Source organism: Corallococcus aberystwythensis (assembly GCF_003612165.1).
Taxonomy (GTDB): Bacteria; Myxococcota; Myxococcia; order Myxococcales; family Myxococcaceae; genus Corallococcus; species Corallococcus aberystwythensis.
On sequence record NZ_RAWK01000255.1, the window covers coordinates 1 to 14,356 of the forward strand.

Below are 14,356 nucleotides of genomic sequence, written 5' to 3' on the forward strand. Positions count from 1 at the left end.
GCGCCCGTGGGCACCCTCACGGCCCCTGCCGCGCCGGAGCCTGAGATTCCGCTGGGCTTCCGGGCGAAGCAGAAGCAGCGCAAGCAGGTGAAGGCTGAAAGCCGGGCGGAAAAGGCCGAAAAGCAGCGCCTGGCCGCCGCCAAGTCCGTGAAAAAACAGAAGCGGAAGTGATGATCGGGGGCAGCGCAATGGCCTTTGGCCACGTCCGTAACCCAGGGCGTGAACGCTCTTGCCCTCGACTCGCTCCCCATGGCCATCGGAATGCTGATGGCTGAGGACGCCGCGCCGCTCCCCTGGAAGGCGGACGTGCAGGCCGCCCGCAAGGGGGACCCGTCCGCTTTCGAAGCGCTGGTTCGCAGCGTGCAGCGCCCGGTGTACGGCCTGGCGCTGCGCCTGCTCCAGAGCGAGGCGGAGGCCGCGGAGGTCGCGCAGGAGGCCCTCCTGCGTGCGTACCAGAACCTCCACCGCTACGACGACGCGCGCCCGTTCGACCTCTGGGTGCTGGCCATCACGCGCAACCTCTGCCTGGACCTGCTCCGCCGCCGCACCAAGGTGCGCACCGAGGAGCTGGAGCCCATGAAGGAGGTGCTCCCCAGCGCCGACGTGTCCCAGCTGGACGGGGCCATCGCGCGCGAGGAGCGGCAGTCGCTGGAGGCCGCCATGGAGACGCTCTCCGTGGACGACCGTGAAGTGCTGGCCCTCTATTACGTCCAGAAGCGCACCACGAAGGAGATCGCGCAGATCATGGGCTGCGCGCCCGGGACCATCATGGCGCGCCTGTTCCGCGCCCGTGAGAAGCTTCGCAAGAAGATGGCGCCCGCCGAGGAGGAGACGCGATGAGCCCCACCCCCTGCCCCGACCTGGAAGTCCTCTTCGCGGAGCTGGAGGCCGGTGAGGGCCCCGCCCTGGACCACGCCGCGGAGTGCGAGGCGTGCGCCGCCCTGATGGAGGACCACCGCCTGCTGGAGAACGACCTGTTCCGGCTGGCGGATCCGCTGCCGCCCCCGTCGCTGGTCGTCAACGTGATGGCCCGCGTCGCGGAGAGCCCCGTGCCCCAGCGCCGCGAGGTGTGGACGGGCCTCTGCATCCTGCTCACGTCGCTGGGCGTGGGGCTGGGCTTCCTGCTCACCAATGACAGGGCGCTCGGCCGCATGGGCACCGCGTTCGCGTCCAGCGTGGTGGGCACCCGCGCGTTCGTGGAAGGCCTGTTCAGCGGCGCGCATGCCCTGTGGAGCACGGCGGGGCTGGCGGTGGCCTGCATCGTCGCGTTCGTCGTGTTCACGTCGCTGTTCGGTCTGAAGCGCCTGGTCGGCTCCCCTCCTCCGTCCCTCTCCGAAGCCTGAGCGTGCCCATGAAGATCCTCCCCCGCCTGCTGCTTCCGACCCTCCTCCTCGGCGCTCCCATGGCGCTCGCGCAGGGCGCTGCTGCCCCTGCCGCCGCCACCGCACCGGCCCGCACTATCGACGTGAGCTTCCGCGGCTCCCTGCGGGACGCGCTCAAGACCATCGCGGAGAAGGGCGGCCTGAACCTCGTCGTCACCGGCGACCTGGACGTCCCCGCGGAGGTCCGGCTGCGCGGCATCAGCGCCGAGCAGGCCCTGCGCACCGTGGCCCGTGCCTACTCGCTCCACCTGGAGCAGGACGGCTCCATCTTCACCCTGCGCCCGCTGACGGCGAAGGAGAAGGAGTCCGGCGTGAGCACGGCCGCCACCCCGGCCGCGCCCGTCATCGCCGCCACTCCGCCCGCGCCGCCGGCCCCGCCCGCGCCGCCCGTCATGGACGCGAACGCGACGCCGGAGGAGCTCGCCCTGGCCCACGAAGAGGCCGAGCGCGCCCGCGAGGAGGCCCGGGAAGAGGCACGGCAGGCCCGCGAGGAGGCCATGCTGGCCGCGAAGGAAGAGGCCCAGGCGGCCAAGGAGCGCGTCCGCGAGGAGATCCGCAACTTCCGCGACAACTTCAAGCACAAGAAGGGCAAGCGCGGCGCCCGGGACGTGGTAGCGCGCGGACAGAACCTGGAGGTGAAGGAGGGCGAGTCCGTGGAGAGCGCCGTCGTCTACGGCGGCAACCTCATCGTGAAGGGCACCGTGGAGGACGACGCGGTCGTCTTCGGCGGCAACCTGGAGATTCAAGGCCACGTGGAGGGGGACGCGCACGCCTTCGGCGGCAACGTCATCCTGGGGCCCAACGCGCAGGTGGAAGGCGATGTGTCCGCCTTTGGCGGCCAGGTGCAGAAGGCGAACGGCGCCATGGTGGAGGGCAGCACGGAGGCCTTCGGCGGCGCGGGCCTGGGCAGCCTGGTGGCGGGGGAGATCAGCCGCGGCATGCATGACGTGAAGAACCACGACGCGGCGTCGGCGGACCCTGACGACGACGATGACGACCACGACCGGGGCGGTGGCCTGGCGTCGTTCATCCTCCAGTTCGCGCTGCTCTTCGGCCTGGGCTTCCTGGGGCAGATGTTCTTCCCGGCGCGCATGAAGGAGCTGGGCGAGGAGATCCGCGCCAACCCCCGCCGCAACGTCTTCGTGGGCGTGGTGGGCGCGCTGGCCCTCATGCCGCTGACCGTCGTGCTCTGCGTCACGCTCATTGGCATCCCGGTGGCGTTCGCCCTCCTGGTCGCCTCCATGCTGGGCACGGCGCTGGGCTACGCGGCCATCGCCAGCGAGGTGGGCACGCGGCTGCCGGTGCTGCGCGGCAGGAAGACGCAGGCGGTGGTGCTCGCCCTGGGCCTGGGCCTCATCCTGCTGGTCAGCCACATCCCGGTGCTGGGCGTCCTGCTCAACCTCATCCTCATCCCGCTGGCCTTCGGCGCGGTCATCCGCACCCGCTTCGGCTACCGCGGCCGGGGCATGCCGGAGCCCATCTTCCCCCGGAGCGAGCACCCGGTTTGACGCACCCGGCCTCACGGCCACCCGGGATTGCCACACCGCATCATGAAGCCCCGCTCCCAAGCGTACCGGGAGTGGGGCTTTTTCCTTCTCCAACAAGCCCCAGGCGCGCGCGCCATCACCTGGGCTGTCGGGAGCGGGTGTTGGCGGAGAGCGTGCGGCCGTTGACAGGCTTTGACCGCTCCCGTCGGGTGCGCCATTTTGCGCGGCACCCATGCGACGCCTCCCAGACGCAACCCCGCGCGGCAGGGCCATCACCGTGGACCTCGAGGGCGAGAGCATCCCCGCCATCGAAGGCGAGCCGGTGGCGTGCTCCCTCATCGCCGCGGGCGAGAACGTCCTCTCCCGTTCCGTGAAGTACCACCGCCCGCGCGGGCCGTACTGCTTCGCCGCGGCCTGCTCGCACTGCCTCATGCGCGTGGACGGGCTGCCCAACGTCTACACCTGCCGCACCCCCGCGAAGGAGGGCATGCGGCTGGAGCGCCAGAACGCGTACCCGTCCGCGAAGGTGGACATCTTCGAGACCATCGACTGGTTCTTCCCCAAGCGCCTGGACCACCACGAGATGTTCGCGGGCGTGCCGGTGGCGGAGGACGTGATGGCGCGCGTGGCCCGGCAGCTGGCCGGCCTGGGCCTGTTGCCCAAGGAGGCGGGCCCGGAGCCCCTGCCCCCGCGCACCTTCCACACCCCCGTCGCGGTGGTGGGCGGCGGCGCGGCGGGCCTGGAGGCGGCGCGCGTGCTGTCCGGCCAGGGCGTGCCCTTCATGCTCTTCGAGCGCGACGCGAGCCTGGGCGGGCGGCTGGCCCACGGCGCCCCGGAGGAGAACGCGCCCTTCGTGCCGGAGGCCACCGCGTTTCCGCAGGGCAGCGTGGTGCGCAAGGCCACCGTCATTGGCCTCTATGACGACGAGCACGGCCGCTACCTGGCCGTCGCGTCGCAGGAGGCGGCGAACCTGCGGCTGCTCAAGGTCTACGCGAAGCGCTTCCTGCTCACGGTGGGCGGCCATCCCCCCACCCTCCCCTTCGAGAACAACGACCTGCCCGGCGTCATCGCGGGCCGCGCGGCGAGCCTGCTCCTGCGCCGCCATGACGTGGCCCCGCAGGTCGCCACGCTGGTGGGCCACGGCGCGGAGCTGCACGCGCTGGCGCACCTGTTCACCCAGCGCGGCGTGGAGGTGGCGGCGGTGGTGGACCTGAAGGGCCCGCTGCCCGCGAACGCGCACCCCAAGGCCGTCATCGGTGACGGGCTCAAGGGCCACGGCCTGCGCGGCGTGACGGCGCTGAGCTTCACGCCCCAGGGTGGCCGCAAGCAGAAGGTGTCGTGCGACGCCATCGTCGTGTCGGTGCCGGTGGCGCCGGGCTTCGAGCTGGCGCGCCAGGGCGGCGCGAAGGTGGAGTTCGACGCGGACGCGGGCCACTTCCGGGTCGACGCGGACGCGGACGGGCGCACGCAGGCGGCGGACGTGTTCGTCGCCGGAGACGTGGCGAAGGTCGGCTCGGCGAAGGACGCCGCGGCCATGGGCGCACGCGCGGCGCAGGCGCTGCTGGGAGGGCTGTCATGAGCAAGGCGCTCGTCTGCACCTGCGAGGACGTCACGGTTACCGACGTGGAGCACGCCATCGAGCGCGGCTACCACGACGTGGAGTCGGTGAAGCGCTACACGGGCTTCGGCACCGGCATCTGCCAGGGCAAGAGCTGCCACGCCGCGGTGGCCGCGCTGCTCAAGCAGAAGGCCCCGGCGCTCAAGCCGGACGGCGTGGTGCCCTTCACGCCCCGCCCGCCGCTCTACCCCACGGAGCTGCGCCTCCTGGCCAGCGCCCCCGTGGACGAAGCCGTCCCGCCCGTGGGCGGCGTGCCCCAGGAGCTGGAGCACTTCCCGTCCGCGCTGCGCCCGGAAGGCCCGGTGCCGCAGAAGGCGAAGGTGGTCATCATCGGCGGCGGCATCATGGGCCTGTCGCTGGCGTACAACCTGGCGCTGCGCGGAGAGACGGACGTCGTCGTGCTGGAGCGAGGCTACCTGTGCGCGGGCGCGTCCGGCCGCAACGGCGGCGGCGTGCGCATGCAGTGGGGCACTCCGGCGCTGATTGAGCTGGCCAAGCGCTCCATCGACCTGATGAAGGGCTTCGCACGCGACCTGGGCGTCAACGTGTGGCTGCGCCAGGGCGGCTACCTCTTCCTGGCCAAGCGCAAGGACACCGCGTACCGGCTGGATCGCAACGCCGCCCTGCACAACAAGTACGGCGTGCCCACGCGCATCATCACCGCGGACGAGGCGCGCCAGATCGTCCCGGACCTCACGATGAAGGACTGCGTGACGGCGGCCTACAACCCGGAGGACGGCGTCATCTTCCCCTGGGCCTTCCTGTGGGGCTACGCGCAGGGCTGCGTGAAGCGCGGCGTGAAGGTGGAGACGTACACCAACGTCACCGGCTTCGAGACGAGCAACGGCCAGGTGCGCAAGGTGAAGACGGACCGGGGCGACATCGCCTGCGACACCGTCGTGCTCGCCTCCGGCGCGTGGAGCCCGGCGGTCGCGAACCTCGCGGACGTGAAGCTGCCCAACGAGCCGCACCGCCACGAGATCCTCAGCACCGAACCGCTCAAGCCCTTCCTGTCGCCGCTGGTGTCGGTGCTCGACACGGGCCTCTACTTCAGCCAGTCCATGCGCGGCGAAATCGTGGGCGGCATGGGCGACCCGAAGGAACCGTCCGGCCCCAACATGGGCAGCACCCTGCGCTTCGTGTCGCGCTTCGCGCGCGCGCTCACGGAGCAGCTGCCGCACGTGGGCCAGGTGAAGGTGCTGCGCCAGTGGGGCGGCCTCTACGACGTCACCCCGGACAACAACCCCATCCTGGGGCGCACCCCCGGCCTGGACAACCTGCTCCAGATGTCCGGCTTCGTGGGCCACGGCTTCATGATGGCCCCCGCCGTCGCGGAGCGGATGGCCCAGTGGATGACCTCCGGCGCCTCCGATGAGCTCTTCACCCGCTTCAACCTCCGCCGCTTCGAGGAAGGCACCCTCGAGCGCGAGGACATGATCATCGGCTGAAGAATTCCGCCCTCCCCGCCCCTGTCTCCGCCTGGGACAGGGGCGCTCCCCGCATGTCCGCAAAAGCGGCACTCCCGGAAATCCACGCAAGCTCCCGGGATGGCTGGGGATTCGCCGGGGAACGTGACGTTTCTTTACAAACGCAACCGGGTTGCACGGAGCGTCCACGCACCACCCGTGTGGGGGCCCGGCCAGGGCCCTCCTCTGGGAGACGCCGTGGCACGGGGCGTGCGTAGGCCCCCCGCGCCGCGCAATGCCGCGCGGGGGGAGATTCACAGATGGCCGCGAAGAAGCTCGTGGGTGCGATGCTGGTGATGGGCCTGACGGCGTGTGGTTCCATGGAGCCCATGGACGTGCCGGACGCGGAGCCCAACGAGGCGCTCGCGTCGCAGGAGTCCAACGTCATCGTGGGCACGCTGAACTGGGTGAGCTCCACGTCCCTCTCGGGCACCCAGCTCGCGAAGTCGCGGGCGGTGGGCTACCTCTCCATCCCGGCGGTGGGCAGCCGCTGCACGGCGTGGCTCGTCTCCAACGACGTCATCATCACCAACAACCACTGCGTGGGCAGCAGCTCCGAAGCGGTGGGCGCGCGCGTGTCGTTCAACTACGAGGACGGCGTCGCCTCCGCGTCGCGCATCTGGTACCCGTGCGCAACGTTCATCAAGACGTGGAGCGGTGACGACATGACGGCGCTGCGCTGCTCGGCCGTCAACGGCCAGCTGCCCGGCCAGGTGTACGGCTTCCTCACCGTCGCCAGCACCAACGCGGCGACGAGCTCCACCGTGTACGTCGTGAACCAGAACTGCGACTACTACACGACGCCGTCCTGCACCCCGACGAAGAAGTCCTCGCCGGGCAAGGTGCTCAACGGCAACTACAGCACCACGGACATCTCCTATGACGCGGACACGCTGGGCGGCTCGTCCGGCTCGCCCGTCATCTCCTCGTCGTCGAACCAGGTGGTGGCGCTGCACCACATCGGCGTCGGCGGCAACTCGCAGGGCCGCGGCACGGCCAACACCGGCGTGAAGGCCACCCGCGTGAAGGCGCGCCTCGCCGAAATCGGCCTGTAGGCCGTCACGTCGCGGACGTGGGCTCCCCTCCGGCCAGCAGCACCGGCTGGGGGGGCGCACCCGGTCCGGGCATGGACGGCTTCAGGAGCAGCGTCCGCTTGAAGCCGCCCAGCGCCAGCCGTCCCAGGCCCCGCTTGAAGGAGCGCGGCAGGAAGCGGAGCAGCCGCATCACCCACCGGTGCCCCAGGCCGGGGTACACCAGCGCCTCGCCCCGCTCGAAGCCCTCCAGGGCCTCGCGGGCGCACTGGCGCAGGGACAGCTCGAAGAAGGGCGTCACCTCGCCGTCCAGGTGCGGCTCCAGCGCCAGCGGGCCCGGCGCCACGAAGGTGACGGGGATGCCCGCGTCCTTCAACTCCAGGCGCAGGGACTCGCTGAAGCCGTCCAGGAAGCGCTGCGTGGCGGCGAACGTCACCGCGCCCGGGAGGAACAGGCGCGCGGCGCCCGAGCCCACCATGAGGATGCCACCCCGCCCGCGCTCCAGCATGGGGCCCAGCAGGCGGTGGGTGATCATCGCGGGGGCCAGCACGTTCGCCTGGACCAGTTCCTCGATGCGCTTCCAGCGCTCCTCCGCGTACAGCCCGCTGAAGGCGTAGTCCGCGTTGTTGATGAGCACGTCCACGCGGACGTAGTGGCGCTCCAGGTGCTCGAACAGCGCATCCACGGCGCGCGGATCATCCAGGCGGCAGGCGCGGATCATCACCCCCAGCGTCGGGTTGCGGGCGAGCAGTTCCTCCCGCAGGGCCCCCAGGTCGTCCACGTCCCGAGCGACGAGCACCAGGGTCCTGACCCGGGGGGAGAGCAGCCGGGCAAGCTCGCGGCCAATGCCGCCGGCAGCGCCGATGATGAGCACGGTACCGTTGTCGATAGGAGGGCGCATAGGGACGGGACCTTGGACCAGAAGGTGTCCATGCGCGGCCGGCCCTGCGTGCCCGCCCCGCTGCTCGGCGATCCCCGGACGCCCGCTTGCCCCCACGGCGAGTGGGTATTACCCCTTCAGTATTCCCACAGGAGGAGGACACCCATGGCTGGCCCTTCACGCATCCTCGTGCCGGTGGACCTGAAGGATGGGTCCCGCTCTGTCGTGGACTACGCGCTGCAACTCGCCCGGCCCTTCGGCGCGACGGTGGACGTCATCCACGCCTGGGAACCGCCGCAGTACGTGGCGCCGGATCTGCTGGTGGCCTCGCCCGGCTGGGACGCGGGTTCCCTGGAGGGCATGGCGCGCGACACCGCGGGCAAGGAACTGGAGACGCTCTTGCGCTCCGTGGACGGCACCGCGCCGGTGGCGCTGTCCCACCGCGTGGTGATTGGCGAAGCGGGCAACGTGGTGCTGGAGGAGGCCGAGCGCGGGAAGTACGACCTCATCGTGATGGGCACCCACCAGCGCAAGGGGCTCACCCGCATGCTGCTGGGCAGCGTGGCGCAGAAGGTGGTGGGCCGCGCGGCGTGTCCGGTGCTCACCCTGCACGTCAGCGCGGAGTAGCGGCTCCGGAGCGGCTCAGGGCTCCGCCCACTGGCGCAGGAGGTTGTGGTACACGCCGGTGAGCATCACCAGGGCGGGGCTCTTGGGCACCTCGCGGGTGAGCTGCATGATGGACGTGTCCATGTCGAAGAGCAGCGAGCGCTGCCCCGCGTCGCGCACCATGCTCTGCACCCAGAAGAACGACGCCAGCCGCACGCCGCGCGTCACCGGCGTGACGTGGTGCAGGCTGGTGGACGGGTAGACGATGAGGTCCCCCGCGGGCAGCTTCGCCGCGTGGTTGCCGTAGGTGTCCTCCACCACCAGCTCGCCGCCGTCGTAGCTGTCCGGGTCGCTCAGGAAGAGCGTGGCGGACACGTCCGTGCGGATGCGCTGGCTCGTTCCCAGGAGGGGCCGGATGGCGTTGTCCACGTGCGAGCCGAAGTCCATGCCCGGCTCGTAGCGGTTGAACAGCGGCGGGAAGACGCGCTGGGGCAGCACGGCGGAGATGAACAGCGGGCTCTTCTCCAGGCCGGCCAGCACCAGGTCCCCCAGCTCCCGCGCGGCGGGGCTGCCTTCGGGCAGCTGGAGGTTCTTCTTCACCTGCGCGGACTGCTTGCCGGCGGTGGTGCGTCCGTCCTCCCACGCCGCCTTCTGGAAGACGGCGCGGCAGTGAGCCACCTGCTCGGGCGTGAGGACCTGCGGGATGTGCACCATCATGATGAACGTCCTCCTACGCCCGGCAGGTCATGCGCGCGACTAGAAGCGCACGTGCGCGGACAGCAGGGCGGAAACGCCCTCCGCCGGCACGGCCTGACCGCCGTAGTACGAGTCGTAGTAGAGCTTGTCGGTCAGGTTGTAGACGTTGAGCTGCAGGTCCACCTTCTTGAGGACGGTGTAGGACGCGAACGCGTCGAAGCGCCAGTAGTTGGGGACCTTGCTGAGCAGCACCGTCGCGTTGGCCGGGTTGTTCACCGCCGCCACGTCCTGGTAGGTGGCGCCGCCGCCCACGGTCAGGGCGTCCAGGATGGCGTACGTGGTCCACAGCGACAGGCTGCGCTTGGGCGTGTTCACCAGCCGCTGGCCCTCCAGGAAGTCGTTGGTGTGCTCCTGGATGCTCGCGTCCAGGAACGTGTAGTTGGCGAACACGTTCCAGCCGCGAACCGGCGAACCGGCGACGCCGACGGCGTAGCCCTGCACGCGCTGCTTGCCCTCCAGCACGGTGGGCGGGCCGTCCGGATCCGAGTTGGGCACGCGCGCGTTCTTCTTGTTGGTGCGGAAGACAGCGGCGTTGACGCTCAGGCGCTCCGAGATGAGGTCGGACTTCGCGCCGATCTCGAAGGTCTCGTTCTTCTCCGGGTCCAGCGTGACGGTGTCGTTGGCCAGCGTGGACAGCTCCGCGCTCGGGTTCTGGGACGTGCCGTACATGCCGTAGACGCTGGTGTTCTCCGCCGGGTGGAGGACCAGGCCCAGGCGCCAGTTGAACAGGCTGTTCTCCTGCTCGAAGGCGGCGATGTCACCGTTCGCGGCCTTGGTCTCGTAGTCGCTGTGCAGGTTGTCCAGGCGCAGGGTGCCCAGCACCTCCACGTACTTGCTCACCTGGATCTGATCCGACGCGTACGCGCCCAGGTTCCACTGGCGGCTGTAGGTGGTGGCACCGGGGACGCGCGCCACGCCGGACAGGTCCGGGCTGTTGTCCGGCTCGAACAGGTCCGCCGGCAGGTTGCCGCCGTTCACGGTGAGGTTGGTGCGGCCCAGCTCACGCTGCTCGCGGGAGATGTCAAAGCCGACGTTGGTGTTGTGCTTGAGGAAGCCCGTGGTGAACGCGCCGCGCACGTCCAGCTGGTCCGCGAAGTAGGTGTTGTCCGCGGTCGTCTCGAAGCGCTGGCGGCCAATGGTGGTGGGCGCCGCGGCCGGCGTCAGGCCACGCGGCGCGGTGGGCCGGGCGAAGCGGTTCACGCCGCCGTAGCGCAGCGTGTTCGTCAGGCGGAACGTGTCGCCCAGGTCCGCCAGCAGGCGCGCGGAGCCGATGTGCACGTTCAGGAGCTCCGTGTCGCTGTCCTTCACGCCGTAGAAGTTCTCGCGGGGGACATCCAGCGTGACGCCCACGGGGTAGCCGTTGAAGTACGGCTGGCCGTAGTCCGGCACGCTGTCCTCGTGCTGGTAGAAGTAGTCCACTTCCAGGGCGACCTTCGGGGCCAGCTGGAAGCGCGCGGACGGCGCGATGCCCGCCCGGTTCTCCTTGACGACGTCACGGCCCGCGACGCCCGCCAGCTGCCCCGCGGCGCTCACGCGGAACTGGACGCTGTCGGAGATCTCCTGGTTGATGTCCGCCTCGATGCGGCCGGACGGCGACGTGCCGCCCGACAGGCGCAGGTCCTGGAAGGAGCCCTTGCGCGCCTTCTTTGTCACCAGGTTGATGGCGCCGCCCGTGGAGCCGCGGCCGAACAGCACCGACGACGGGCCGAAGTAGACCTCCACGCCCTCCAGGTTGAACGTGTCGCGGGTGAACCAGCCCAGGTCACGCACGCCGTCGCGCAGCGTGTCCGTCTGGGCGGAGAAGCCGCGCAGCGAGAAGGAGTCGCCCTGGCGGCCACCCTCGCCCGCCGTCACCGTGATGCCGGACACGTTGCGCAGGGCGTCGCGCAGCGTCGTCGCCTGCTGCTCCTCCATGACGCGTTCCGGGACCACCGTGATGGTCTGCGGCGTGTCCACCAGCGGCCGGGGCAGCCGGGCCAGGCTGGGCTCGGTCACGTTGTACTTCGCCGTCTCGCCCTCCACGGACACTTCCGGCAGCACGTAGGCGTCATCCTGACCGGCCTGCTCCGCCATCGTCTCCGGGGCACCCGTCGGCGCGGACTCCGGCGTGCGTTCGGGGGACGGAGCCTCCTGGCCCACGGGGGCGGCTTCCGCCGGGCGGGACTCCTGCACCGGCGCGGCCGTCTCACCCGTCACCGGCGTCTCCTGCGCCACCGCTCCACCCGCCGCCAGCGCGGAGGCGAGCCCCACGGCCGCGGGCCCCCAGGGCCACAGCGCGCCGCGCACGCCTCCAGGGTTGCCAGTTGAAGAGCGGATACCAGTACGACCGGGCTTGGCTGTGGACACGGGTCCCTCGAAGAGGAGGCACTGCCTAATTGAGAATGATTTGCATATGCAGGACAGCACTTGTCGTTACAAGAAATTTCTTCCCCGGCCGGGAAATAACCTTCGGAGCGCCTGGGTGTCGCGGCACTGCTTCGCATCAGCGAAACAAATGCCACACGCCGGAGGGTGAAACGGCGAGGCCCGGATCCGCTCTCGCGGTCCGGGCCCCGGGGATGGCTGCGATGGGTGAGGCGTGTTTCAGGCGGCGTGCGTCTCGGACTCGGCGGGCGGTATCACCGGAGCCGCGGTGGCCGCGGGCTGGACCCGGCGGCTGGGGAAGAACCGCCGCCAGGAGAGCGAGTAGCCCGTGTAGACGAGGAACACGGCGCCAAAGGACGCGAGCGCCGCGATGAGCTGGCCAAACCAGCCGAAGGCCTCGCCGGTGTGCAGGAAGCGCAGCCACGTGCGCAGCTTCCGGCCGCTGTTGAAGTCCGCGTAGGTCTCCGTCTTCAGGGTCTGGGTCGTGAACGGATCCACCGACACCGTGTTGGTGGCGAAGAGCGGCCAGCGCTCCTGCTCGCGGATGGTGAAGGCGCTGGCCTGCGGGCCCTTCGGGCCGCCGCGTCCCTCGGCACGGCCTTCGCCGCGAGGACCGCCTTCACCGCGCGGGGCGCCTTCACCACGCGGAGCACCTTCGCCACGCGGAGCACCTTCGCCTCGCGGAGCACCTTCAGGACGGCCACCGGGGCCGCCCGCGCCAGGAGGCGTGGCCAGCCGCAGGGTGATGGTCTCCCAGGCCTTGGACTGACCCATCACCGCCGCGAGCTGCGCATCCAGCGGCTGGGGCTTCGTCCCCGGCGCGGGCGTGGGCACGGGGACCGGCGCCGCGGCCATGGGCCCCTGCGCCGCCGGCGGTTCGTTGCCGGTGATCGTGAAGGCGAGGTTCGACGCCCAGCGGTACGAAATCACCGCGCCGGACGCCGTCAGCACCACCAGCACGGGCAGCGACCAGAAGCCGATGACGTTGTGCCAGTTGAAGTCACGCGCCTTGCCCTTGAGGCCCCGGCGGAACCACAGGATGGGCCGCATGGAGCGAAGCGACCACTTGCGCGGCCACCACAGGAACAGGCCCGTGATGCCCAGGAAGAGGAACGCCAGGTTGCTCACGCCGGTGACGGCCTTGCCCACGGCGCGGTTGTCGCCAGACGCCGCGAGCCACCGGTGCAGGTCCTCCATCGTGTGGAAGAACTTGCGCCAGCCCTGCGCACCCTGCTCGCGCACTTCACCCGTATAGGGATGGACGTAGACCGCGGCGCCGCGGCCCAGGGCCACCGCCACCATGCTGTCCGCCTCCGGGTACACCGTCACGCCGGAGGGCGGCGTGGCGGGCTTCGCCTCCTTCACCTTCGCGATCATCTCCTCCAGCGTCAGGCGGGGCGTGCCCTGCGCGGGGGGCGCCGCGTGGCGGGCGTCACGGTCCGCCCAGTCGACGATCTCCGACTCGAAGGCGATCGCCGCGCCCGTGAACGACATCACCCCGACGACAAGGCCCACGACGAGGCCGGACACCAGGTGGATCCAGAAGAGAATCGAGCGGAGCTTGGGATTCATGAAGGCTTCTGCCGCGGGACTGCGAAGGAACTACCTCAGGGCGAACTTCACCGGGATCACGACCTTCACGCGCACCGGCGCGCCGTCATGTCCCAGCGCCGGCGAGAAGCGCCAGCCCGCCACGGACTCGAGCGCGGCCTCGTCCAGCCCCGGCACCGAGCGCTGGATGCGAGGCGAGCCCGGCTCCACCGAGCCGTCCGTGCCGATCACGACCATCACCATCACCACGCCGGTGATGCCGTCCTCGCGGGCGCGGCGCGGATACTCCGGCTTGCCGGACAGCAGCACCGGCAGCTTCATCACCTCGCGCGGCGAATAGATGGGGGGCGCCTTGCCCTGCCCACCGACCTTGCCGCCCACGATGCCGCCCACCACGCCCCCGACGACGCCACCCACCGCGCCGTCCGGCACGCCCGGACCCGCGGGCGCCTGTGACGCGACCGCGGCCACCTCCGTGGCGGCCGGGGTCTCCACCTGCTCCACCACGGGCTCCGGCGTCTCATTCACCGGCTCCGGCACCTTCGCGGGGACCACCAGCTCCTGCCGCTTCGGGCGCGGCTTGTGCGCCACCGGCTTCACGGGCTCCACGGACGCCTGCTTCAGCGCGCCACCACCCAGCGGCGGCGGAGGCGGCGCGTACGCCATCAGCACCAGCTCCGGCTCCGGCTTCACCACCACGGGCGCCGGCCGGTTCGCCATCGTCAGCCCCACCGCCAGCGCCAGCAGGTGCGCCGCGGTCGCGGTCAGCAGGGCTCCGCTCCAGCGACCCCATCCCGCATCCGCCGACGCGGTCGCGGACTGGAACAGCCCCGCCGGAGCCGGCGCCGCATCCGCACGGGCGGTCACAGCTTGCGGCAGCGTTGGGACAGCACCCAATCCGTCGTCGAAGTTGAGAATGGTTCGCATTTTCGGTTGCCGAAAGGGGATATCCCCTGGAGGGTGGCAACGTCAATGTGGAGGACCGCTGAAATCATCCCGGCGCGTCCGCGCATGACCTTTTCCGCGCCAAGGGCGCGATTTTCCGAGGTGCCCGATCCACCGGCTGCGTATAAAGGCCTTCCGCTGAAACGGTTTTTGTCGTCCACCGACTGTCGCATCCCGTGCGACACGCTTAGCCCTCCCCTCCATGACGCCGGTCCTTCCCCACACCGGGCGTGAAGCCCCCCGCGAGTCCAGGATTGCCCTGGCGGCGGT

At 70.7% G+C, this 14,356-nt stretch carries 12 protein-coding genes; 7 read left to right on the forward strand and 5 right to left on the reverse strand.

The window, feature by feature from the left end:
* Window positions 1-261: 261 nt before the first annotated feature.
* The 6 genes from D7W81_RS32300 (at window position 262) to D7W81_RS32325 (ending at window position 7,008) form a co-directional block, all read left to right on the forward strand.
* Window positions 262-840: an RNA polymerase sigma factor gene (locus tag D7W81_RS32300; RefSeq protein ID WP_438503386.1), complete on the forward strand. Its 579-nt coding sequence runs from the start codon at window positions 262-264 to the stop codon at window positions 838-840.
* The gene (locus D7W81_RS32305) at window positions 837-1,343 is read left to right on the forward strand and encodes a hypothetical protein (protein ID WP_120559253.1); all 507 of its coding nucleotides are present in this window, start codon (window positions 837-839) and stop codon (window positions 1,341-1,343) included. Before D7W81_RS32300 ends, D7W81_RS32305 begins: the two co-directional genes overlap by 4 nt.
* Before the next feature lie 8 nt (window positions 1,344-1,351).
* The gene (locus D7W81_RS32310) at window positions 1,352-2,890 is read left to right on the forward strand and encodes a DUF8173 domain-containing protein (protein WP_120559263.1); all 1,539 of its coding nucleotides are present in this window, start codon (window positions 1,352-1,354) and stop codon (window positions 2,888-2,890) included.
* 211 nt (window positions 2,891-3,101) lie between these two features.
* Complete coding sequence (locus tag D7W81_RS32315; RefSeq protein WP_120559254.1) at window positions 3,102-4,448, forward strand: 2Fe-2S iron-sulfur cluster-binding protein; 1,347 nt, start codon at window positions 3,102-3,104, stop codon at window positions 4,446-4,448.
* Complete coding sequence (locus tag D7W81_RS32320; protein WP_120559255.1) at window positions 4,445-5,935, forward strand: FAD-dependent oxidoreductase; 1,491 nt, start codon at window positions 4,445-4,447, stop codon at window positions 5,933-5,935. The genes D7W81_RS32315 and D7W81_RS32320 overlap by 4 nt, the downstream gene beginning before the upstream one ends.
* A gap of 278 nt (window positions 5,936-6,213) precedes the next feature.
* Entirely contained in the window at window positions 6,214-7,008 is a 795-nt protein-coding gene (locus D7W81_RS32325) for a trypsin-like serine peptidase (RefSeq protein ID WP_120559256.1), read from the forward strand.
* 4 nt (window positions 7,009-7,012) lie between these two features.
* On the opposite strand, the gene D7W81_RS32330 is transcribed toward D7W81_RS32325, so the two are convergent.
* Window positions 7,013-7,885: an SDR family NAD(P)-dependent oxidoreductase gene (locus D7W81_RS32330; RefSeq protein WP_120559257.1), complete on the reverse strand. Its 873-nt coding sequence runs from the start codon at window positions 7,883-7,885 to the stop codon at window positions 7,013-7,015.
* A gap of 144 nt (window positions 7,886-8,029) precedes the next feature.
* Here D7W81_RS32330 and D7W81_RS32335 point away from each other — a divergent pair, with 144 nt between their 5' ends.
* Window positions 8,030-8,491 carry a universal stress protein gene (locus tag D7W81_RS32335; protein WP_120559258.1) on the forward strand — a complete coding sequence of 154 codons (462 nt, stop codon included), beginning with the start codon at window positions 8,030-8,032 and terminating at the stop codon, window positions 8,489-8,491.
* A gap of 15 nt (window positions 8,492-8,506) precedes the next feature.
* Here the strand turns inward: D7W81_RS32335 and D7W81_RS32340 are convergent, their stop codons facing one another.
* The 4 genes from D7W81_RS32340 to D7W81_RS32355 form a co-directional block, all read right to left on the reverse strand.
* The gene (locus D7W81_RS32340) at window positions 8,507-9,187 is read right to left on the reverse strand and encodes a Fe2+-dependent dioxygenase (RefSeq protein ID WP_120559259.1); all 681 of its coding nucleotides are present in this window, start codon (window positions 9,185-9,187) and stop codon (window positions 8,507-8,509) included.
* Window positions 9,188-9,226: 39 nt separating this feature from the next.
* On the reverse strand, window positions 9,227-11,512 hold the full coding sequence (locus D7W81_RS32345; RefSeq protein ID WP_244227565.1) for a TonB-dependent receptor: 2,286 nt from the start codon (window positions 11,510-11,512) through the stop codon (window positions 9,227-9,229).
* Window positions 11,513-11,809: 297 nt separating this feature from the next.
* Window positions 11,810-13,162, reverse strand: a complete 1,353-nt coding sequence (locus D7W81_RS32350; RefSeq protein WP_120559261.1) for a PepSY-associated TM helix domain-containing protein — start codon at window positions 13,160-13,162, stop codon at window positions 11,810-11,812.
* Window positions 13,163-13,192: 30 nt separating this feature from the next.
* Window positions 13,193-14,068 carry a TonB family protein gene (locus D7W81_RS32355; protein ID WP_120559262.1) on the reverse strand — a complete coding sequence of 292 codons (876 nt, stop codon included), beginning with the start codon at window positions 14,066-14,068 and terminating at the stop codon, window positions 13,193-13,195.
* Window positions 14,069-14,356 lie beyond the last annotated feature (288 nt).